This window comes from Streptomyces sp. NPDC044704 (genome assembly GCF_056433525.1).
In genome coordinates, this window is sequence record NZ_JBWKGY010000003.1 from 539,932 (window position 1) to 559,996 (window position 20,065).

Sequence of the window (20,065 nt, forward strand, 5' to 3'; positions counted from 1 at the left end):
CATCCGGGCGAAATCTCCCTAAAATGGACGTGTTCCATCCGGCCTGGGAGGCGACGCGATGACATTCGTACAGGTGATCGACTACGAAACCAGGCGGTTCGACGAGATGAACGCGCTCATCGACCGCTGGGCGGAGCAGAGCAGCGGCAGGCGCACCGCCACGCACACGATGATCGGCCAGGACCGGGACGCGCGGACCCACTACGTGGACATGGTGGAGTTCCCCTCGTACGAGGACGCCATGCGCAATTCGCACCTGCCCGAGACGGACCGGATGTTCCAGGAGATGGTGGCCCTCTGCGAGGGCATGCCGAAGTTCGTGAACCTCGACGTGGTCCGGGACGAGCACCTCAACAAGCAGCTCGTCGAGCGCGTGTTCCAGGAGGCCCTCATGGGCGGGGACATGACCGTCCTCGACGAGTGCTTCGCGACGAACTACATCGACCACGACGCCAGCAAGGAGGAGAGCACCGTCATCGGACGCGAGGCCATGCGCGCCGATGTGGAGACCTGGCGCTCGGCCTTCGACATGACCTTCGAGCCGGTGGCCCGGCTGGCCGAGGGCGACATGGTCACCACGGTGTGGAACTGGCGCGGCACCCACGCCAAGGGCCCGTTCATGGGGGTCGCACCGTCCGGGAAGACGTACGAGATGTCCGGGAGCACCACGTTCCGCTGCCTGGACGGGGAGATCATCGAGGGCTGGTGGCACTACAACCCCGGCTCCCTGCAACGGCAGATGGGCGGATCGGGTTCCCCGTACGGGTCCTGAGGCCGCATCACGGGGAAGGCCCCGCCCCGCGGCTGCGGGACGGGGCCTCCTCGGCGTGGTGCGTGCGGTCAGTGGCTGTGACCGTGGCCGTGGCCGTGACCGGCGTCGGCCTCTTCCTCGGCCGGCTTCTCGACGACCAGGGTCTCGGCCGTGAGCAGCAGGGAGGCGATGGAAGCGGCGTTCTCCAGCGCGGAGCGGGTGACCTTGACCGGGTCGATGACGCCGGCCTTGACCAGGTCGCCGTACTCGCCGGTGGCGGCGTTGAAGCCCTGGCCCTTGTCGAGCTCGGCGACCTTCGAGGTGATGACGTAGCCCTCGAGGCCGGCGTTCTCGGCGATCCAGCGCAGCGGCTCGACGGCGGCGCGGCGGACGACGGAGACGCCGGTGCCCTCGTCGCCGGTCAGGCCGAGGTTGCCCTCCAGGACCTTGACGGCGTGGACGAGCGCGGAGCCACCGCCGGAGACGATGCCCTCCTCGACCGCGGCGCGGGTCGCCGAGATGGCGTCCTCGAGGCGGTGCTTCTTCTCCTTGAGCTCCACCTCGGTGGCGGCGCCGACCTTGATGACGCAGACGCCGCCGGCGAGCTTCGCCAGGCGCTCCTGCAGCTTCTCGCGGTCCCAGTCGGAGTCCGTGGACTCGATCTCGGCCTTGATCTGGTTGACGCGGCCCGCGACGTCGGCGGAGTTGCCGCCGCCGTCGACGATGGTCGTGTCGTCCTTGGAGACGGTCACGCGGCGCGCGGAGCCCAGGACGTCCAGACCGGCCTGGTCGAGCTTGAGGCCGACCTCCTCGGCGATGACGGTCGCACCGGTGAGGGTGGCGATGTCCTGGAGCATGGCCTTGCGGCGGTCACCGAAGCCGGGGGCCTTGACGGCGACCGCGTTGAAGGTGCCGCGGATCTTGTTGACGACGAGGGTGGAGAGCGCCTCGCCCTCGACGTCCTCGGCGATGATCAGCAGCGGCTTGGAGGCGCCGGCCTGGATGACCTTCTCCAGCAGCGGCAGCAGGTCCTGGATCGAGGAGATCTTGCCCTGGTGGATCAGGATGTACGGGTCATCGAGGATGGCCTCCATACGCTCCTGGTCGGACACCATGTACGGCGACAGGTAGCCCTTGTCGAAGGCCATGCCCTCGGTGAACTCGAGCTCCAGGCCGAAGGCGTTGGACTCCTCGACGGTGATGACACCGTCCTTGCCGACCTTGTCCATCGCCTCGGCGATGAGCTCGCCGACCTGCGAGTCCTGCGCGGAGAGCGCGGCCACGGCGGCGATGTCGGACTTGTCCTCGATCGGGCGGGCGGTCGCGAGGAGCTCCTCGGACACGGCCTTGACCGCGGCGTCGATGCCCTTCTTCAGGGCGGCCGGGGAAGCACCCGCGGCGACGTTGCGCAGACCCTCGCGGACCAGCGCCTGGGCCAGCACGGTGGCGGTGGTGGTGCCGTCGCCCGCGATGTCGTTGGTCTTGGTCGCCACCTCCTTCACGAGCTGCGCGCCCAGGTTCTCGTACGGGTCGTCCAGCTCGACCTCGCGAGCGATGGTGACACCGTCGTTGGTGATGGTGGGGGCGCCGAACTTCTTGTCGATGACGACGTTGCGGCCCTTGGGGCCGATCGTCACCTTGACCGTGTCGGCAAGCTTGTTGACGCCGCGCTCGAGGGCGCGACGGGCGTCCTCGTCGAACTTCAGGATCTTCGCCATGGGAGCGGTTCAGCCCTCTCGAAAACTCGGGTTTAACGAACTGCGCCCCTCGCCGCCCGGCAATCAGCGGGGTGACCAGGGGCGCAGCTCAAAGCAAAACGTGAAGTACCGGTGGTGCTTACTTCTCGACGATCGCGAGCACGTCGCGAGCCGAGAGGACGAGGTACTCCTCGCCGCTGTACTTCACTTCGGTGCCGCCGTACTTGCTGTACAGCACGATGTCGCCGACGCTGACGTCCAGCGGGAGACGCTGGCCGTCCTCGAAGCGACCCGGACCGACCGCAAGGACGACGCCCTCCTGGGGCTTCTCCTTCGCGGTGTCCGGGATGACCAGGCCGGAGGCCGTGGTCTGCTCGGCGTCGAGCGGCTGGACCACAATGCGGTCCTCAAGCGGCTTGATGGCAACCTTGGAGCTGGCGGTCGTCACGATCCGACCTCCCCCTTCGGAGATCCGGGGTTAACTGTCTGAGGTGGCGACCAGGTCGATCCGTCGTCGCGGGTGCCGGACCTGCCTGTCGCTGTGTTGGCACTCACCAGGGGCGAGTGCCAGGTGCGAGACTATTCCGGCGATTAGCACTCGGTCAAGCGGAGTGCCAACACGCTCCACCGGAGCTGGACGGAACAGGCCGTCAGATTCCTGTCCCGCCGCTGGTCAGAGGCTTTTGAGGGGCTCAGAAATCCCCCTGTTCCAGTGGTCTGACGGACACTAGTATCCCGATCATGAACACTTCAACGGGGGCGGATCGGGGCGCCGCGGCGCGCGGCATCGGCTTCAGACGCCTGTACGGAACCGTCATCTCCGTCGCCGGCACGGTGATCCTGCTCTACTTCGTCATCCCCCGGATGACGACCCAGCTGACCGGCGTCGAGGGCTCGTTCACCGCCGTCTCCTGCACCCCGTACGACGCGCGCGACGAAGACGACAAGAGCGTGATGTGCAGCGGCTCCTTCACCGCCGCGGACGGCTCCTTCTCTCTCGGCCGGGTCTCGGTGGACACCACCTTCGACGCCCCGCCCACCGCCCCCGTCGACACCGTCGCGAGCGGCCCGGACGCCACCGAGATCGTCTCCGCCGACCCCAGGGCCTGGCAGATACCCGGCGCCACCGGACTGCTCTGCCTCGGCTTCGCCGTCTGGAACGTCACCTCCATCGCCCGGCACGTCCGCGACTCCCGCCGCCCGGCCGCGGCGAACCCCGCTCCGGCTCCGGCTCCCGCGGAGCCGACGGCGGCCTGAGGACGTTCCCGCCCGGTATGTGACGCTTGACCGGTGCGCATCCTGGTGGTCGAAGACGAAGAGAACCTGGCCGAATCCCTCAGGCAGGGCCTGTCCGCCGACGGCCACCGCGTCGAGGTGGCCCACGACGGACACCGCGGCCTCGACCTCGCCCTCACCGGCGGACCGTACGACGTCGTGGTCCTGGACCTGATGCTCCCGGGCCTCGGCGGCCACGAGATCTGCACCCGGATGCGCGCCCACGGCGACCCCACCCCCGTCCTGATGCTGACCGCCCGGGACGGCGAGCACGACGAGGCCGACGGGCTCGACGCCGGCGCCGACGACTACCTCACCAAGCCGTTCTCCTTCGTGGTGCTGGGCGCGCGCCTGCGTGCCCTCGCCCGCCGGGCCGCCGCCCCCGAGCCCACCGTGCTCCAGGCCGGCGACCTGGTCCTCGACCCCCATGACCGGCGCTGCCGCCGCGGCACCCGGGAGATCGAACTCACCGCCCGCGAACTGGGCGTGCTCGCCTGCCTGATGCGACGGCCCGGCCGGGCCGTCGCCAAACAGGACGTCCTCGACGAGGTCTGGGACGCCCCGCACGGCATCGACCCGAACATCGTCGAGGTGTACGTCTCCTCCCTGCGCAAGAAGATCGACGCCCCCTTCGGCCGCCGCTCCATCCTCACCGTCCACGGCACCGGCTACCGGATGGCGCCCGACGGTGGTTAGCAGCCTCCGGGCCCGCACCGCCCTGGCCGCCGCCCTCGCCATGGCCGCCGTCCTGGCCGTCGGCGGGCTGTGGCTGCACACCGTGCTCCGCGCCAACCTCCTCGACAACACCACCGGCCGCACCGAACTCGCCGCCCGCAAGGCCGCCGCCCTGTTCGACGCGGGCTCCGGGCCGCCCGGGAGCCGGCTGCCCGCGCCCGAGGGCGGCGTCGACCTGGTCCTCGTACGCGACGCGGCCGGGCGGACCGTCGCCGCCAGCGGGGACCCGAAGGACGCCCCCGACTTCGGCGCACTGCTCCCCGGCTCCGGCACCGGCTCCGGCTCAGAGGCCCGTTCGGCGGTGCTCCCGCCCGCGCACCCCGGCGGGCAGCGGCGCGTGGTGGTCGTGGTGGCGGCGCCGGGGGCGGGGGCGGGGGCTCCAGCGGCGCCGGACGCGGCCGGGGCGGCCCGGCCGGCCGGGGAACGCGCTCCGCACGTCGTCTACGCCATGACCGTGCTCGGCGACGTCGACGACGCCACCCGCGCCATCGCCGCCGGTCTCCTCGCCGGCGCACCCCCGCTGATCGCCTTCGCCGCCGCGCTGGCCTGGTGGGTCACCGGGCACGCGCTGCGCCCCGCCACCGCGATCCGTACCGAGCTGGCCGCCGTCACCGCGAGCGAGCTGGACCGGCGCGTCCCCGACCCGGGTGGCGCGGACGAGATCGCGCAGCTGGCCCGGACCGTCAACGACACCCTGGACCGGCTGGAGCGCTCCGACGCGCGGCAGCGGCAGTTCACCGCCGACGCCTCCCACGAACTGCGCAACCCGCTCGCCGCCGTCCGCTCCCGGCTGGAGGTGGCCCTGGCCATGGAGCGGCCCGACCGGGAGTCGGTCGCCGCCGCGCTGGCCGAGACCGAGCGCCTCCAGCGGATCGCCGCCGACCTGCTGCTGCTCGCCCGCCTCGACGGCGGCCCGGCGCCCCGGCCCGAGCCGGTCGACCTCGCGCTGCTGGCCGCCGAGGACGCGGCCCGCCGGCCCGCGCCCCGCGTGCCGCTGCGGCTGGAGGCGGGGGTGCCCGTACCGGCGTACGGGGATCCGGCCCGGCTGGAGCGGGCCCTGGCCAACCTGGTGGACAACGCGCTGCGCCACGCCGGCGGCGGCGTCGTCGTCCGGGCGCGGGCGGGCGGCGACTGGGCGGTGCTGGAGGTGGTGGACGACGGTCCGGGGATCCCGGAGGCGGACCGGGACCGGATCTTCGAGCGGTTCGTACGGCTGGACGCGGACCGGGGCCGGGCCGGCGGCGGCACCGGGCTGGGCCTGGCCATCGCCCGGGAGATCGCGCGGGCGCACGGGGGCGACGTACGCGCGCTGCCGGCGCGGGGCGGGGGCGCGCGGCTCCAGCTGCGCATCCCGGCGGGGCGCGGCTGAGCGCCCCGGCCGCCCGCAGGGCCCCTGGCCGCGGGGATCCTCAGGATTCCTTCAGCGGGACTGCGCCAGCATCGGTGGGCATGAGCGCGCAACGGAGGAAGACCAGCCGCCGCAAGCCCTCACCGCGCCGGATCGGCCGCACGCTGCTGATCACCGGCTGCGCGTTGACGGTGATGGCGGGCGGCACCGCCTGGTACGTCTACCGGGACCTGGTGTCGAGCATCGGCAGCTCCAAGGCCCTGGAGGGCGCCGAGAAGTCGGCGCACGGCGACGCGAACATCCTGCTCATGGGGCTGGACAGCCGCCGCGACCAGAACGGCGACCCGCTGCCGGAAGAGGTGCTCGACAAGCTGCACGCGGGCAGCTCCGACATCGGCGGCTACAACGCGAACACCATGATCCTGCTGCACGTGCCCGGCGACGGCAGCCGGGCGAAGGCCTTCTCGATCCCGCGCGACGACTTCGTCGCGATACCCGGGCACGGCAAGGACAAGATCAAGAAGGCGTACGGGCTGGCGAAGTCCGCGAAGGAGGACCAGCTGGCGGCCCAGGGCGTCAAGGACCGGCGGCGGCTGGAGCGGGAGGGCCGCGAGGCGGGGCGCCGGGCGCAGATCGACACCGTACGGAACTTCCTGGGCGTACCGGTCGATCACTTCGCGGAACTGAACCTGGCCGGTTTCTACCACCTCGCGAACGCGCTGGGCGGGGTCCCGGTGTGCCTGAACAAGCCGGTGAAGGACCGCTGGTCGGGGGCCGACTTCCCGGCGGGCCGGCAGGAGCTCGACGGCAGGCAGTCGCTGGCCTTCGTACGGCAGCGGCACGGGCTGACCATGGGCGACCTCGACCGGACGAAGCGGCAGCAGGCCTTCCTGGCGGGCGCCACGCAGAAGCTGAACTCGGCCGGGACCTTCACGGATCCGGTGAAGCTGGTCAAGCTGATCGACACGGCGAAACAGGACGTGGTGACGGACGCGGGATGGGACCTGCTGTCGTTCGTGAAGCAGGCGAAGAACCTGTCCGGGGGCGAAGTGCAATTCACGACACTCCCCGTCGAGGGGTTCGGAAGGAACCATGGGGAGGACATCAACGTCGTAGATGATATGAAGATAAAGCGCCTTATTGCCGAGCAGATCGGTCCCCAGACCACTGCGACCCCGAGTGCACCGGGCGCCACGTCCTCATCGGCGGGGGCCCCGTCACCGGGGGCCCCGTCACCAGGCAGCTCCGCCGTTCCTCCGCCGGCCGCCGAGCCGCCGCAGCCCTCCGGACCGCAGAAGGGCAGCATCGACGGCGGCGGCGTCCCGTGCGTGGACTGAGGCCCCTGACGTCGGCGGGCGCCCGCCGACGCACCGAAGCATTGCTGCTCGTCCTCGTCGTCGGCATCGCCGTTTTCGGCCATGTGAGCGCCGGGCTGGCCATGAACGGCGAGCTGCCGCAGCACCTCACCAGCTTCACGATCAGCATGACCCTGCTGTCCCTGGTCGGGCACCTGGGCATCCGGCGGTTCGCGGCGTACGCGGATCCGCTGGTCTTCCCGCTGGCCATGCTGCTGACCGGGCTCGGGCTGGTGCTGATCCACCGGCTCGACCAGGGGTACATCGAGCGGTACAACTCGGACGCGAACGCGCCCGGCCAGCTGATGTGGACGGTGGTCGGGGTCGCCGCCTGCCTCCTCGTCGTGGCGCTGCTGCGCGACCACCGGCTGCTCCAGCGGTTCATCTACATCACGATGGCCGGCTCGCTGGTGCTGCTGATCGCGCCGGCGTTCTTCGGCGCCGACACCTACGGCGCGAAGCGGTGGATCAAGCTCTTCGGTTTCTCGCTCCAGCCCGGCGAGTTCGTGAAGATCATGATCGCCGTCTTCTTCGCGGGCTACCTGGTCGTCCACCGCGACTCGCTCGCGCTGACCGGCCGGAAGTTCCTCGGCATGCGGCTGCCCCCGATGCGCCAGCTCGGTCCCATCATCACCGTGTGGATCGTCTCGATGCTGGTCCTGGTCTTCGAGCGCGACCTGGGCACCTCGCTGATCTTCTTCGGCGTCTTCGTCGTCATGCTGTACGTCGCCACGGAACGCACCAGCTGGATCGTGTGCGGCCTGCTCATGGCCTCCGTGGGCGCCTTCGTGGTCGGCTCGACCGAGCCCCACGTCAAGGCGCGCGTGGCCGCCTGGCTGAATCCGCTCTCGTACTACTGGGAGAACCGTCCGCCCGGCATCAACTCCGACCAGTCCGCCCAGGCCCTGTTCAGCTTCGGCACGGGCGGCGTCTCGGGCACCGGCCTCGGCATGGGCCACCCCGAACTGATCGCCTTCGCCGGCCGCAGCGACTTCATCCTGACCACGGTGGGCGAGGAACTCGGCCTGGCCGGGGTCATGGCCGTCATCCTGCTCTACGCGCTCCTCGCGCAGCGCGGGCTGCGGATGGCGCTCGCCGCGCGGGACCCGTTCGGCAAGCTGCTGGCGGTGGGCCTGGCTGCGGCCCTGGCGCTCCAGGTCTTCGTGGTCGCGGGCGGCGTCACGGGCCTGATCCCCCTCACCGGCAAGGCCCTCCCCTTCCTGGCGAAGGGCGGCTCGTCCCTCCTGGCCAACTGGATCATGATCGCCCTCCTCCTCCGCATCAGCGACAGCGCGGAACGCCAACGCGAAGCCGACGCCCGCGACCCGGCCGAAACCACACTCACCCCAAGGGTCGGGGTGGGGTGAGGGGGGCGGGAGTGGAGGTGGGGTGGTCGGTCGGTCGGGGTCGGGGGGCGGCGGGGTCCTAGCTGGTCCGCGTCAGGGAGGGTTTGGTGGTTTCCCGTCAGTCTCATCGTCTCTCCGGGGTGGACCGGTCCCTCAAGGGCGCTCACTTCGTTCGCGTCGCTACGCGATGGCCTTCGGCCACCCTTGACCGACCGCCCCACCCCGGAAAGCCGAAGACCGACGGGAACCCCCCAAAAGAACGGTCACGGGGACGGATAAACAGGAGCGGCCCCGTCAGCGATGAGCCGAGGGGCCGGGGGCCGGTAGGCCGGGCACACGGCCCCCTCGCGCCCCCTTCCGGGACCAGACCCGAGCCCTACCCACCCGAAATGACGACCACAACGTCCTGGGGTGCAGTCAGGCGCATCTGATCGCTACGCGCTCCTCATTGCTTAGCGTCAGCGGCCCGTCTAGGGCTGGACATAGACCGCAGGAGGCACCTGTTCCCCGGTGTCGTCTCAGCGACCGACGACCGGCCGTGGTCACTTTCACGGGCAGTCTGGGGTCTTTTCTGCCAGGGGGTTGTCGCCACAGGAGTACAGGCGGGCGGTAGCCGCACGTCAAGGGTGATGGGCAGGCCGTGTGGGCGGTCTATGTCCAGCCCCAGACGGTCGCCGGACGCTAAGCCGAGAGAAGCGCGTAGCGATCTCACGCGCGCCTGACTGCACGCCAGGCTGATCTGGTCGTCATTTCGGGTGGGTAAGCCAGGAGCCCGGTCCCGGAAGGGGCCGCGAGGGGGCCGTGTGCCCGGCCTACCGACCCCCGGCCCGTCGTCTCGTCCCTGAGAGACCCGCTCCTCCCCCTCTTCCCCGTGACCGTTCTTTTGGGGGGTTCCCGGCTGTCTTCGGCTTTCCGGGGTGGGCCGGTCGGTCAAGGGTGGCCGAAGGCCATCGCGAAGCGACGCGACGACGAAGGAGGAGCGCCCTTGAGGGACCGGTCCACCCCGGAGAGACGATGAGACTGACGGGAAACCACCAAACCCTCCCCGATCCGGACCAGCTAGAACCCCCCCGCCCCCCGACCCCGACCGCCCACCCCGCCCAGCCCCCACCCCCACTACAAGTAGTCCTCCAGGCGCCCGATGCTGTAGCCCTGTTCCTGGATGCTGCGCAGCATGCGGGTGGTCATCTGGGTTTCCGTCGCGCCCTTGAGTTCCGACGGGCCGCGGAAGTGGGCCAGGAGTATGTCGCCCGGTTTGAGGGCGGAGCCCTCGGCGTACTGGAAGTCGTTGATCTGCATCGACGCGCGCCACAGGACGACCGAGGTGATTCCGCACTCGGAGGCGGCCCTGAGGGTGTCGTCGTTGTAGTTGCCGAACGGCGGCCGGAAGAGCGGGGGGCGCTGTCCGAAGCGCTTCTCCAGGCGGTCCTGCTGGCCGCATATCTCCTTCTTCTGCGCCGCGAAGGGCAGGGTCCGGAGGTTCGGGTGGGTCAGGGTGTGGTTGTTTATGGTGCTGCCGGAGCCGTTGTCGCGGAGCTTCTCGAAGTGTCCGTAGTCCGCGGCGGCCACGTTGTCGGTGAGGAACATGCTGATCGGCAGCTTGAGGTCGGCCGCCATCCGCAGGAATTCCGGGTCCTTCTCCGCGCCGTCGTCGAAGGTCAGGAAGACGACCTTGTCCTGCGGCGCGACGGGTATTCGGTCCACCACCGCGGCCTTGCCCGGGGCGGCCTTCGGCAGCTGGGGTTTGCGGTCGGGCTTGGGCGCGTACTGGACGGGGGCGGTCAGCCCCCACTTGCGGTACGCCTCGTCCGACGCCGCGCCGCCCGCGTGGGCGGGGGGCGTGGCGGAGGCGGACGGGGAGGCCGTCGGGGTCGCCCCGTCCTGCGTGGCCTTGCGGCCGAGCCGTTCGATGGGATCCACGCTGTTCCCGCACCCCGTCAGGGACAACGCGAGCGCGCCGGCCGTCAGCGTCCCGGCCATCAGCCGACGCGCGTACTTCACAGGTAGTCCTCCAGGCGGGCCACGGCGTACCCCTTGTCCGTGACGGTCTTCATGACATGACGGATCATGTCAGGCATCGTGCCCTTCCAGTCCTCCCGTCCCCGGAAGTGCGTGAGGATGATGTCCCCGGGGTGGAGGTCGCGGTCCCACTCGCGGTAGTCCATCCGGTTCGGGAAGGCCTCGGCGTTCCACAGGGGAACGGCCTTGATGCCGCAGGACTTGGCCGCGATGAGCGTGTCCTGGTTGTAGTTCCCGTACGGCGGGCGGAAGAGCGTGGGCCGCTTGCCGAACTGCTTCTGGATCGTGTCCTGCTGGCCGCAGATCTCCTGGCGCTGCTTCTCGTACGACAGCGCGGGCATGTAGCGGTGGTTGAGCGTGTGGTTGTTCAAGGTGACGCCGGCGGCCTGCATCTCCTTGAAGTACGGGTAGTTGTCGCGAACGATGTAGTCGCTGAGGAACGCCGTGTACGGGATCTTCAGTTCCTTCATCATCCTGATGAACTCGGGGTCCTTCTCCGCGCCGTCGTCGACCGTGAGGAAGACGACCTTGTCCTCCGTCGGGACGGTCGTGAAGACGGGCGGCAGGTTCTCCTGGTCCTCGACCTCGAAGCCGTCGCGGGTGCTGATCTCCGGCTTCTCCTTGGGCCCGGCCGGCGCCGCGAGGGGCAGCTTGGCCAGGCCCCATTTCTTCGCGGCGGCGATCCGGGCCTGCTGGGCGGCCTTGAGGCGGTCGGCGTGGTTGCCGGCCGCGCCGGCCGCGGGGCCCTCGGCTCCCTGGCCGGGCTTCGTCTTGGCCGGCGCCGACTCACCGGCGCCGCATCCCGTTCCGAGGGCGGCCACCAGCAGCGCGGCCGCGGCCACCCCGTACCGGCCGCGCGGACGTACCGCGGACCGGTGACCCAAGTGCGCAGTCTTTCCCTTTTGTCGTACTAGCTGCATAGCTGCGGATCTTTACATCGGACAAAGCCGTACCGTCGTCGACACCACGGCCGGACTCCGCCCTTCCACCGACTGGCCCACAATGGTGCGGTGACCCCCGAAGACTTCGCCGCGCTCCTCACCCCAGAGGGCCGCGCGCTCCTCGACTCGCTCCGCGACCACGACCCCGCCCAGGAGCTGGCCCTGGCGACCCGGCTGCGCCGCGAGCACCCCGCGCCCCTGGTGTCGGCCGCGCTGGGGCAGGCCCGGCTGCGGCAGCGTGCGGTGGCGAAGTTCGGGGCCGAGGACGCGTTCCGGATGTACTTCACGCCCGGCGGCGGGGAGATGGCGACCCGCGCGCCGGTGGCCTCGTACCGTGCGGGCCGGCTCGCGGAGCTCGGCGTACGCAGCGTCGCGGACCTGTGCTGCGGCATCGGCGGGGACGCCCTGGCCCTGGCCCGGCTCGGGATCCGGGTGCTGGCCGTGGACGTCGACCCGCTGACGGTGGCCGTCGCGCGGGCCAACGCCGAGGCGCTGGGGCTGGCGGACCTGATCGAGGTCCGGGAGGCGGACGTGACGGACGTGGACGTGTCCGGGTACGACGCCGTGTTCATCGACCCCGCGCGCCGGGGCGGCCGCGGCCGCGTGTTCGACCCGGAGTCCTACTCGCCGCCGCTGTCGTGGGCCGTGGCGACGGCCCGTACGGCGAAGTACGCGGCCCTCAAGATCGCCCCCGGGATTCCGCACGAGGCGGTCCCGGCGGAGGCCGAGGCGGAGTGGATCTCCGATCACGGGGACGTGAAGGAAGCCGTGCTGTGGTTCGGGACCGAGCCCGGCACGGTGCGCGCGACCCTGCTGCCCGGCCCGCGCCGGCTGCACACCACCGACCCGCTGCCGGACCCGGAGGCCGGCCCGGTCGGGCGCTGGCTCTACGAGCCCGACGGCGCCGTGATCCGCGCCCACCTCGTCGCCGAGGTGGCCGAGGCGGTGGGCGGCCGGCTCATCGACCCGACCATCGCCTACGTCACCGCCGACGAGCTCCGTCCGACGCCGTACGCGACGGCGTACGAGATCACCGACGTGCTCCCGTTCGGGCTGAAGAAGCTGAAGGCGCTGCTGCGCGAGCGCGAGGTCGGCATCCTGACGGTGAAGAAGCGCGGGTCGGCCATCGAGCCGGAGGAGCTGCGCAGAAAGGTGAAGCCGCAGGGCCCGAACTCGGCGACGGTCTTCCTGACGCGGGTGGCGGGAGCCCCCTCGATGCTGATCGGCTCGCCGGCGCCGGTGGCGTAGCGGGCCCGGGCCGCTCAGCCCCGCGTGTCGGAGAGCGCCGGCCGGGCCGGGGCCGCGCCCGGGACCGGGCGGAAGGAGCGGGCCACCCAGCGCTGGTGCACGCCCGCCTTGGCCAGCCCGAGCAGGCCGGTGATCCACAGGATCATGCCGACCCCCATGAAGTAGGCGACCTCGCCGTACGTGTCGCCCGGCCGCGCCCCGGCCGCGGCCGCGAAGGCCACCCAGAGCCCGGCCCCGCCCACCGCGAGCGACGCCGCCAGCCACACCAGGCTCCGCGCGGGGGCGCGCAGCCGGCCGTCGGCGGCGGGGTCCCGGGCCGCCTCGGCCCAGGCGCACAGCAGCCTGCCCAGGTGCCGTTCCCGCCGGGCGCCCCAGGCCAACCAGAGCCCGGCCGGCACCAGCACGCCCAGCCCGATCAGGCCGAAGACGAAACCGAAGAAGCAGGAGAGGGGGTCGCCCGATTCGAAGGCGGTGACGGCCATGCCGACGAAGGTCCAGCCGACCACGAAGAGCGCGGCGACGGCCCACAGGAGCAGCAGCCGCCCCAGGCCCATGCTGCGCCGGCCGAGGTCCGCGAGGAAGCGCGCGCGGTCGGCCCGTACGGCGCTCTCGTCCAGCCATTCGCGCAGGTGCGCGGGCGGCGGCGGGGGCGGGAGGTCGCGGCTAGGCATGCGCATGACCATAGCGGCAGCCGGTCCAGGCCCGCCGGAGTCCCCTTCGACCACCGCTCCAGCCGCAGGTCCGGGGGCCGCGGGCCGCTTCCGCCCGCGCCGGGCGCCCCGCCCGCGGCGCCTCAGCCGCCCGTGACCTCCACCGACTCGAACCGCCACCGGTGCACGGCCCGGGCGATCAGGTCCGCGGCCGGCTCCGGCAGTTCGGGCAGCTCCGCCGCCACGCCCTCGGCGGCTTCCCACCAGGTGATCACGAGCACCCGGTCCTGCGCGGCGCGCAGCACCTCGCGGCGCACCGGCTCCCGGGCCAGGACCCGCGAGCGGGCCCACTCCAGCAGTTCGTTGCCCCGGCCGTCGGCGGCCCGGGCCTCCCACATCAGCGCGACGGTGCTCACGAGTAGAGGTTGTCCTTGCTGAGCTCGTGGACGTGGTCGTGGTCGTGGCTGTGACCGTGCCCGTGGCCGTCGCCGTGCGTGTGGGACTCCCCCGGCACGTGCGGGTCGGTCACCGGCAGCGAGGAGTCGGCGGACAGGTCCCAGTCGGAAGGCGGCCGGTTCCGCTTGACCATCTCGGCGCCGAGCGCGGCGACCATCGCGCCGTTGTCCGTGCACAGCTTCGGCCGCGGTACGCGCAGGATGATCCCGGCGTCGTCGCAGCGTTCCTGCGCGAGCGAGCGGAGCCGGGAGTTGGCGGCCACGCCGCCGCCGATCATCAGGTGGTCGACGCCCTCGTCCTTGCAGGCGCGGATCGCCTTGCGGGTCAGCACGTCGACCACGGCTTCCTGGAAGGACGCCGCCACGTCACGCACCGGCACCTCCTCCCCCGCCTTCCGCTTCGCCTCGATCCAGCGGGCGACGGCCGTCTTGAGGCCGGAGAAGGAGAAGTCGTACGCCGCGTCGCGCGGCCCCGTCAGCCCGCGCGGGAAGTTGATCGCCTTCGGGTCGCCCTCGCGCGCGAGGCGGTCGATGACCGGGCCGCCGGGGAAGCCGAGCTGGAGCACCCGGGCGATCTTGTCGAAGGCCTCGCCGGCGGCGTCGTCGATGGTCGCGCCGAGCGGGCGGACGTCGGAGGTGATGTCCGGGGCGAGCAGCAGCGAGGAGTGCCCGCCGGACACCAGCAGCGCCATGGTCGGTTCGGGCAGCGGCCCGTGCTCCAGCTGGTCGACGCAGATGTGCGAGGCGAGGTGGTTGACCCCGTAGAGCGGTTTGCCGAGGGCGTACGCGTACGCCTTCGCCGCCGAGACGCCCACCAGGAGGGCGCCGGCCAGGCCCGGTCCGGCCGTGACGGCGATGCCGTCGAGGTCGCGGGCGCTGACCCCGGCCTCCTTCAGGGCGCGTTCGATGGTGGGGACCATGGCCTCCAGGTGGGCCCGGGAGGCGACCTCGGGGACGACCCCGCCGAAGCGGGCGTGCTCGTCGACGCTCGACGCGATGGCGTCCGCGAGCAGGGTCGTGCCGCGGACGACGCCGACGCCGGTCTCGTCGCAGGAGGTCTCGATGCCGAGGACGAGAGGTTCGTCAGCCATTGCTCTCACTGCTCTCAGTTCTTGCTTGTGCGGGGTCGGTCAGTCGCATGACGAGCGCGTCGACGTTCCCGGGCTGGTAGTAGCCGCGCCGGAAGCCGATGGGCTCGAAGCCGAAGCGCTCGTAGAGCTTCTGGGCGCGGGTGTTGTCGACCCGTACCTCCAGCAGCACCTCGGCGCATTCGAAGGCGGTCGCGGCGCGCAGCAGCTCGGACAGGAGCCGGGCGCCGAGCCCGGTCCCCCACTGCTCGCGGGCGACCGCGATGGTCTGTACGTCGGCCAGGTCGCCGGCGGAGGCGAGCCCGGCGTAACCGGCCAGGCGGCCGGTGTCCGGGTCCTCGGCGACGACGTAGCGGCGGGTGGCGTGCGGGCCGCGCGCGTGGGCGAGTTCGGACCAGAACATGCCGGCGGACCAGGCGTCGTCGGGGAAGAGCTCGTGCTCCAGTTCCAGCACCGGTTCGATGTCCCACCAGCGCATCTCGCGCAGCGCGGGGGTCTCGGGGGTCACTTGGGGGTGACCACCTTGTAGTTCTTGGGCACCTGGGCGTCGGGCCGGCGCAGGTAGAGCGGGGTGGGCGGGAGGAAGTCCGCGCCCGCGGCGAGCCGTTCGGCGGCGAGGGCCGCGAGGGCGGCGGCCGACTGGTGCTCGGGGGCGCGGGCGTCCGGGAACACCTCGGGGTAGAGGTGGGCGCCCTGGCCCACGGCGGGCAGGCCCGCGACGCGCTCGGCGATGTCGGCCGGGCGGTCGACGGCGGGCTCGCCGGTCCGGGTGCGGGGGTCCTCGTAGCGTGCCCAGTAGACCTCCTTGCGCCGCGCGTCGGTGGCGACGGTGAAGGGGCCCTCGATCCCGGCGGCGCCGGCGGCGTACGCGAGGCCGTCGAGGGTGCACAGGCCGTGGACCGGGACGCCGAGGACGGAGGCGAAGGTGGAGGCGGTGACGAGACCGACGCGGAGCCCGGTGTAGGGGCCGGGGCCGACGCCGACGACGATGCCGGTGACGGCTTCGAGCGTGACTCCGGCCTCGGCGAGGACCTTGTCCACGGAGGGCAGCAGGAGCTCCCCGTGGCGGCGGGCGTCGACCTGGTTCGACTCGGCGAGGACGGACTCCCCGTCGTGCAGGGCGACGGTGACGGCGGGCGTGGCGGTATCTACAGCGAGCAAGAGCACGCGAACAGCCTACGACTCCCGGGCCCCGGGGCCTCGCGGCCGGGCGTCGGGCGGTCCGGCTGCTACCTTTCGACGCAGGGTTCGCACCCAGTTCCGGACGCAGGTCCACACGCAGGCGCGGAGAGGTGGAGCAAGGTGGCAAGCAGAAGCTCGGGAATCGTGGCCGGGCTCACCTTCGCGGCGATCGCCGCCGTGGGCTTCCTCGGCTACCAGGCTTCGGCGACCGCGCCCGCGCTCCCCCCGAAGTCGGCCCCGCAGACCCCGCCGACGCCGTCCCCGGGCCAGGCCCAGGCGAAGCAGGACCCGGCGAAGCCGGCCGCCCTGCCCGCGGATTCGGGCAACGGGCCGCGGGTGGTGTACTCGCTGTCCCAGAAGCGCGTGTGGCTGGTGGCGGAGGGCGGGCAGGAGCCCAGGACCTTCACGGTGATGCCCAGTACGGTCAACCCGGCGGTCGGCAGTTACGCGGTCGGCTCGCGCTCGGGTTCGGTCACCGGCACCGACGGGGTGCCGATCGAGCACGTCGTGCGGTTCACCAGCGAGCAGGGCATCTCCGTCGGCTTCAGTGCCCGGGTGGACGGCGCGACGCCGGCCCCGGACGCGTCGAAGAAGACGGGCGGCATCCGCATGACGCGCGCCGACGGCGACGCGATGTGGGCGTTCGCGACGATCGGCGCGAAGGTCGTCGTCGTTCCCTGACCTGACGCGCCGCCCCGCGTTCACCCGCCCCGCGTTTTCACCCGATGGGGGTATCAGGCCGCTTCCGACTCGGGGGCGGCCTGTTCCGTGTGCGCCGGGACGGCGGCCCGCGCCTCCGGCTGCCGGGCGGGCCGCGCGGGCGGGGTGGACACCGCGGTGGCGGCCGCGCCCGCCGCGAGCAGGGCCCGCATGGACACGACGGGCGCTCGCTCTGCTCCTGCTGCCGACATGGCTGCCTCCTGGACCCCGGGACACCGTACTTAGGTAAACCTAACCAGTGCTCGGTACCATGTGACCACGCCGCCCGCCGCCGGCGCAACGTTTTCCCGACGACTTGTCGGGATGTTTTCGCGCGACGGCACCCGGCACGGCTGCCCGCGGCTCCCGGAGGGCTACGCCAGCCCCGTCAGCCCCGCCCCGGCCCAGCGCGCCCCGACGCCGCGCACCGCGACCTCGCGGACGTCGTCCAGGACCTCCTCGTGGCCGACCGCCCGGCCGATGACCACGTGCAGCCGGTCGTCGGAGAGCTCCTCCACCTTGCCGTCGCCCCATTCGACGACGACCACGGACTCGGGCAGCGAGACGTCGAGGTCCAGGTCCTCCATCTCGTCGAGTCCGCCGCCGAGCCGGTACGCGTCCACGTGCACCAGCGCCGGCCCGTCGCCCAGGGACGGGTGCACGCGGGCGATCACGAAGGTCGGGGAGGTCACCGCCCCGCGGACGCCGAGCCCCTCGCCGAGGCCGCGCGTCAGGGTGGTCTTGCCCGCGCCGAGCTCGCCGGTCAGCAGGACGAGGTCGCCGGGGCGCAGCAGGCCGGCGATCCTGCGGCCCAGCTCCTGCATGGAGGCGGGCGAGTCGACGGTGATCAGGGTTTCGGCGGCGGTCCCGGCGAGGAACTCAGCGGCCGGGCTGCGCGGCGCTTCCCGCGGTACTTCTTCCATCATGCGTCCCAACGTTAGCCGCTGCGGGGAGCGCCCCCGCGCGCGTCAGGAGGCCGGTCAGCAGGCCGGTCACGGTGTCCGGGTGCTCCAGCATCATCAGGTGCCCGGCGTTCTCCAGCACCACCAGTTCGGCGGCCGGCAGGGCCTCCTTGATGGCGACGCTGTGCCCGGGCGGGGTGATCATGTCCCGGTCCCCGGCGATCACGGTCACGGGGACGCCCGCGAACCGCTGGAGCGCGGCGGTCTTGTCGTGGGTCTGGAAGGCCGGGTAGAACGCGGCGACGACGTCGATCGGGGTGGCCTCGATCAGCCGCTCGGCGAAGCGGGCGACGCCCGGGTCCACGTCCCGGGAGCCGAACGAGTACATCTTGATCATGCCCGCGAAGAGGTCGGCGGTGGCCCGCCGGCCCTTCTCCACCAGCTCGGCCTGCGAGCCGAGCACCTTGAGCACGCCGGGCAGCAGGCGGCGGACGGCGCCGAGGCCGACGGAGGGCAGCCCGTACGTCACCTCGCCGAGGCCGCCGCTGGAGGTGCCGACGAACGCCACGCCGACGACGCGTTCGCGCACGAGGTCGGGGAACTGCTCGGCGAGGGCCATGACGGTCATGCCGCCCATCGAGTGGCCGACGAGCACGAGGGGGCCCTCGGGGGCGGCGGCGTCGATGACGGCCTTCAGGTCGCGGCCGAGCTGGTCGATGGTCACCGGCTCGCCGTCGGCCGGGAGGGGGCCGCGCGCGCTGCGGCCGTGGCTGCGCTGGTCCCAGTAGACGCTGCGGACGACGCCGCGCAGGGCGGCGCGCTGGAAGTGCCAGGAGTCCTGGCCGAGGCAGTAGCCGTGGCAGAAGACGACGGTGGCGGCGGGGGCGGCCTTGCGGCGCGGGCGCCGCTTCGTGCCGTCGGCGGGCAGCTCGTCGGTCTCGTAGTACAGCTCGGTGCCGTCCTCGGCGCGGCAGCTGCCCTCGGTGCCGCGCAGGGAGCCGTAGTCCCCGGCGGCGTCGAGCGCGAGGCGCGCCTTCATGCGGATGCCGCGTCCGACGGTGATCCGTTCGACCGCGACACCGGCCGCGGCGCCAGCCGCCATCACGCCGATCGCCGCGCCCGCCCAGCCTGCCTTGCGCCAGTTCTCGCTCATGACGTCGCCGTCCTCACTCAGCCGCCCAGGTACACCCGGGGCACCCGGCCTCCGATACGGGTGACGATCTCATACGCGATCGTATGCGCCGCTTGAGCCCAGTCCTCGGCGGTGGGTTCGCCGCGTTCGGCGTCGCCGAGGAGGACGGCCTCGTCGCCGGCGCGGACCGCGCCGTCCGCGGCGCCGGGTCCGAGGTCGACGACGAACTGGTCCATGGCGATCCGCCCGGCCGCGTGCCGGATCCGGCCGCCGACCAGCACGGGGCCGGCTCCGGAGGCGTTGCGCGGCAGGCCGTCGGCGTATCCGGCGGGGATCAGCGCGAGGGTCGTCCGCGACTCGGTGACGTGGTGGTGGCCGTAGCTCACGCCGTGCCCGGCGGGAACCGTCTTGACCAGGGCGACGGAGGCCTTGAGGGTCATGGCGGGGCGCAGGCCGAGCTGGGCGGGGGTGCCGATTTCGGGCGCGGGCGAGACGCCGTAGACGGCGAGGCCGGGCCGGACCAGGTCGAAGTGGCTCTCGGGGAGGGTGAGCGTCGCCGGGGAGTTGGCGATGTGCCGGACCTCGGGCTCCACGCCCTCCTTCTCCGCGTACGCGAGCATGTCGCGGAAGGCGGCGAGCTGGAGCTGGATGGAGGGGTGGCCGGGCTCGTCGGCGCAGGCGAAGTGCGACCAGACGCCGGTGACCTGGACGGTGCCCTCGGCCTGGGCGGCGACGGCGGCGCCGACCAGTTCGGCCCAGTCGGCGGGCTGGCAGCCGTTGCGGCCGAGGCCGGTGTCGGCCTTGAGCTGGACGCGCGCGGGGCGGCCCGCGGCGCGGGCCGCGGCGCGGACCTCGTCCAGGGCCCACATCGCGCTGACGGACACGTCGATACCGGCCTCGATGGCCTCCCGCCAGGGACCGCCCGGGGTCCACAGCCAGCACAGGACGGGCCCCCCGATGCCGGCGGCGCGCAGTTCGAGCGCCTCCTCGGGGGTCGCGGTACCGAGCCAGTCGGCGCCGGCCTCCTGGGCCGCCCGGGCGCAGGGGACGGCACCGTGCCCGTAGGCGTTCGCCTTGACGACGGCCATCAGCCGGGACCGGGGCGCCCGCGCGCGCAGTGCGCGTACGTTCTCCCGTACTGCGTCAAGATCGATCTCGGCGTACACGCGCGTCGGTGTCTCGTTCATCGGCCCCAGTCTCTCAGAACCGCCCCGGCGCTCCCGCCCCGCACCCGCGCGCCGG

At 72.3% G+C, this 20,065-nt stretch carries 21 protein-coding genes; 8 read left to right on the forward strand and 13 right to left on the reverse strand.

Going from position 1 to position 20,065, the window contains the following annotated elements:
• Positions 1-58: 58 nt before the first annotated feature.
• Positions 59-772, forward strand: coding sequence for an ester cyclase (locus tag AC07B0_RS09950; RefSeq protein ID WP_469376409.1), 714 nt, complete (start codon positions 59-61; stop codon positions 770-772).
• A 68-nt stretch (positions 773-840) separates the two neighbouring features.
• On the opposite strand, the gene groL is transcribed toward AC07B0_RS09950, so the two are convergent.
• Together groL and groES are read right to left on the reverse strand one after the other, a co-directional pair.
• Positions 841-2,469, reverse strand: coding sequence for a chaperonin GroEL (gene groL, locus AC07B0_RS09955; protein ID WP_478897523.1), 1,629 nt, complete (start codon positions 2,467-2,469; stop codon positions 841-843).
• A 118-nt stretch (positions 2,470-2,587) separates the two neighbouring features.
• Positions 2,588-2,896: a co-chaperone GroES gene (gene groES, locus AC07B0_RS09960; protein ID WP_030230757.1), complete on the reverse strand. Its 309-nt coding sequence runs from the start codon at positions 2,894-2,896 to the stop codon at positions 2,588-2,590.
• Positions 2,897-3,189: 293 nt separating this feature from the next.
• Here groES and AC07B0_RS09965 point away from each other — a divergent pair, with 293 nt between their 5' ends.
• From AC07B0_RS09965 to AC07B0_RS09985, 5 genes are all read left to right on the forward strand, one after another.
• Complete coding sequence (locus AC07B0_RS09965; RefSeq protein ID WP_469376407.1) at positions 3,190-3,705, forward strand: hypothetical protein; 516 nt, start codon at positions 3,190-3,192, stop codon at positions 3,703-3,705.
• Positions 3,706-3,738: 33 nt separating this feature from the next.
• A complete protein-coding gene (locus AC07B0_RS09970; protein ID WP_356870952.1) occupies positions 3,739-4,419 on the forward strand; it encodes a response regulator transcription factor in 681 nt (226 codons plus the stop codon).
• Positions 4,412-5,827, forward strand: a complete 1,416-nt coding sequence (locus tag AC07B0_RS09975) for a sensor histidine kinase (RefSeq protein WP_469376404.1) — start codon at positions 4,412-4,414, stop codon at positions 5,825-5,827. Before AC07B0_RS09970 ends, AC07B0_RS09975 begins: the two co-directional genes overlap by 8 nt.
• 80 nt (positions 5,828-5,907) lie before the next feature.
• Complete coding sequence (locus AC07B0_RS09980) at positions 5,908-7,143, forward strand: LCP family protein (RefSeq protein ID WP_469376403.1); 1,236 nt, start codon at positions 5,908-5,910, stop codon at positions 7,141-7,143.
• The gene (locus AC07B0_RS09985) at positions 7,131-8,528 is read left to right on the forward strand and encodes an FtsW/RodA/SpoVE family cell cycle protein (protein ID WP_356870958.1); all 1,398 of its coding nucleotides are present in this window, start codon (positions 7,131-7,133) and stop codon (positions 8,526-8,528) included. The genes AC07B0_RS09980 and AC07B0_RS09985 overlap by 13 nt, the downstream gene beginning before the upstream one ends.
• 1,095 nt (positions 8,529-9,623) lie before the next feature.
• Here the strand turns inward: AC07B0_RS09985 and AC07B0_RS09990 are convergent.
• Entirely contained in the window at positions 9,624-10,487 is an 864-nt protein-coding gene (locus AC07B0_RS09990; RefSeq protein WP_469376920.1) for a polysaccharide deacetylase family protein, read from the reverse strand.
• 17 nt (positions 10,488-10,504) lie between these two features.
• Complete coding sequence (locus tag AC07B0_RS09995; RefSeq protein ID WP_478897526.1) at positions 10,505-11,446, reverse strand: polysaccharide deacetylase family protein; 942 nt, start codon at positions 11,444-11,446, stop codon at positions 10,505-10,507.
• A 90-nt stretch (positions 11,447-11,536) separates the two neighbouring features.
• Here AC07B0_RS09995 and AC07B0_RS10000 point away from each other — a divergent pair, with 90 nt between their 5' ends.
• Complete coding sequence (locus AC07B0_RS10000) at positions 11,537-12,715, forward strand: THUMP-like domain-containing protein (RefSeq protein ID WP_478863535.1); 1,179 nt, start codon at positions 11,537-11,539, stop codon at positions 12,713-12,715.
• A 14-nt stretch (positions 12,716-12,729) separates the two neighbouring features.
• Here the strand turns inward: AC07B0_RS10000 and AC07B0_RS10005 are convergent, their stop codons facing one another.
• The 5 genes from AC07B0_RS10005 to tsaB all read right to left on the reverse strand — a co-directional run bounded on the left by AC07B0_RS10005 (position 12,730) and on the right by tsaB (position 16,075).
• Positions 12,730-13,386 (reverse strand): hypothetical protein, encoded by a 657-nt coding sequence (locus tag AC07B0_RS10005; protein ID WP_478863536.1) that lies wholly within the window; start codon positions 13,384-13,386, stop codon positions 12,730-12,732.
• A gap of 122 nt (positions 13,387-13,508) precedes the next feature.
• A complete protein-coding gene (locus tag AC07B0_RS10010; protein WP_356870962.1) occupies positions 13,509-13,781 on the reverse strand; it encodes a hypothetical protein in 273 nt (90 codons plus the stop codon).
• The gene (tsaD, locus tag AC07B0_RS10015; RefSeq protein ID WP_478897528.1) at positions 13,778-14,911 is read right to left on the reverse strand and encodes a tRNA (adenosine(37)-N6)-threonylcarbamoyltransferase complex transferase subunit TsaD; all 1,134 of its coding nucleotides are present in this window, start codon (positions 14,909-14,911) and stop codon (positions 13,778-13,780) included. Before tsaD ends, AC07B0_RS10010 begins: the two co-directional genes overlap by 4 nt.
• Positions 14,904-15,386 (reverse strand): ribosomal protein S18-alanine N-acetyltransferase, encoded by a 483-nt coding sequence (gene rimI, locus AC07B0_RS10020; RefSeq protein WP_356871156.1) that lies wholly within the window; start codon positions 15,384-15,386, stop codon positions 14,904-14,906. The genes tsaD and rimI overlap by 8 nt, the downstream gene beginning before the upstream one ends.
• 26 nt (positions 15,387-15,412) lie before the next feature.
• Positions 15,413-16,075 carry a tRNA (adenosine(37)-N6)-threonylcarbamoyltransferase complex dimerization subunit type 1 TsaB gene (gene tsaB / locus AC07B0_RS10025; protein WP_356870966.1) on the reverse strand — a complete coding sequence of 221 codons (663 nt, stop codon included), beginning with the start codon at positions 16,073-16,075 and terminating at the stop codon, positions 15,413-15,415.
• A gap of 135 nt (positions 16,076-16,210) precedes the next feature.
• On the opposite strand from tsaB, the gene AC07B0_RS10030 reads away from it, so the two are divergent.
• Positions 16,211-16,771, forward strand: a complete 561-nt coding sequence (locus tag AC07B0_RS10030; RefSeq protein ID WP_356870968.1) for a L,D-transpeptidase — start codon at positions 16,211-16,213, stop codon at positions 16,769-16,771.
• 53 nt (positions 16,772-16,824) lie between these two features.
• Here AC07B0_RS10030 and AC07B0_RS10035 read toward each other — a convergent pair whose 3' ends face one another.
• The 4 genes from AC07B0_RS10035 to alr form a co-directional block, all read right to left on the reverse strand.
• Positions 16,825-17,001, reverse strand: a complete 177-nt coding sequence (locus AC07B0_RS10035) for a hypothetical protein (protein WP_356870970.1) — start codon at positions 16,999-17,001, stop codon at positions 16,825-16,827.
• Positions 17,002-17,163: 162 nt separating this feature from the next.
• Positions 17,164-17,712, reverse strand: coding sequence for a tRNA (adenosine(37)-N6)-threonylcarbamoyltransferase complex ATPase subunit type 1 TsaE (gene tsaE / locus AC07B0_RS10040; protein ID WP_478897605.1), 549 nt, complete (start codon positions 17,710-17,712; stop codon positions 17,164-17,166).
• Complete coding sequence (locus tag AC07B0_RS10045; protein ID WP_478897529.1) at positions 17,669-18,844, reverse strand: alpha/beta fold hydrolase; 1,176 nt, start codon at positions 18,842-18,844, stop codon at positions 17,669-17,671. The genes tsaE and AC07B0_RS10045 overlap by 44 nt, the downstream gene beginning before the upstream one ends.
• Positions 18,845-18,861: 17 nt before the next feature.
• On the reverse strand, positions 18,862-20,010 hold the full coding sequence (alr, locus tag AC07B0_RS10050; RefSeq protein WP_478897531.1) for an alanine racemase: 1,149 nt from the start codon (positions 20,008-20,010) through the stop codon (positions 18,862-18,864).
• Positions 20,011-20,065: the final 55 nt, after the last annotated feature.

Coding starts and splice junctions, on each gene's coding strand:
- tsaD (WP_478897528.1), bottom strand. CDS start 14,911: ATGGCTGACGAACCTCTCGTCCTCGGCATCGAGACCTCCTGCGACGAG.
- AC07B0_RS09990 (WP_469376920.1), bottom strand. CDS start 10,487: ATGGCCGGGACGCTGACGGCCGGCGCGCTCGCGTTGTCCCTGACGGGG.
- AC07B0_RS10005 (WP_478863536.1), bottom strand. CDS start 13,386: ATGCCTAGCCGCGACCTCCCGCCCCCGCCGCCGCCCGCGCACCTGCGC.
- AC07B0_RS10035 (WP_356870970.1), bottom strand. CDS start 17,001: ATGTCGGCAGCAGGAGCAGAGCGAGCGCCCGTCGTGTCCATGCGGGCC.
- AC07B0_RS09980 (WP_469376403.1), top strand. CDS start 5,908: ATGAGCGCGCAACGGAGGAAGACCAGCCGCCGCAAGCCCTCACCGCGC.
- tsaE (WP_478897605.1), bottom strand. CDS start 17,712: ATGGAAGAAGTACCGCGGGAAGCGCCGCGCAGCCCGGCCGCTGAGTTC.
- AC07B0_RS09995 (WP_478897526.1), bottom strand. CDS start 11,446: ATGCAGCTAGTACGACAAAAGGGAAAGACTGCGCACTTGGGTCACCGG.
- rimI (WP_356871156.1), bottom strand. CDS start 15,386: ATGCGCTGGTGGGACATCGAACCGGTGCTGGAACTGGAGCACGAGCTC.
- alr (WP_478897531.1), bottom strand. CDS start 20,010: ATGAACGAGACACCGACGCGCGTGTACGCCGAGATCGATCTTGACGCA.
- AC07B0_RS09950 (WP_469376409.1), top strand. CDS start 59: ATGACATTCGTACAGGTGATCGACTACGAAACCAGGCGGTTCGACGAG.
- groL (WP_478897523.1), bottom strand. CDS start 2,469: ATGGCGAAGATCCTGAAGTTCGACGAGGACGCCCGTCGCGCCCTCGAG.
- AC07B0_RS10045 (WP_478897529.1), bottom strand. CDS start 18,844: ATGAGCGAGAACTGGCGCAAGGCAGGCTGGGCGGGCGCGGCGATCGGC.
- AC07B0_RS09965 (WP_469376407.1), top strand. CDS start 3,190: ATGAACACTTCAACGGGGGCGGATCGGGGCGCCGCGGCGCGCGGCATC.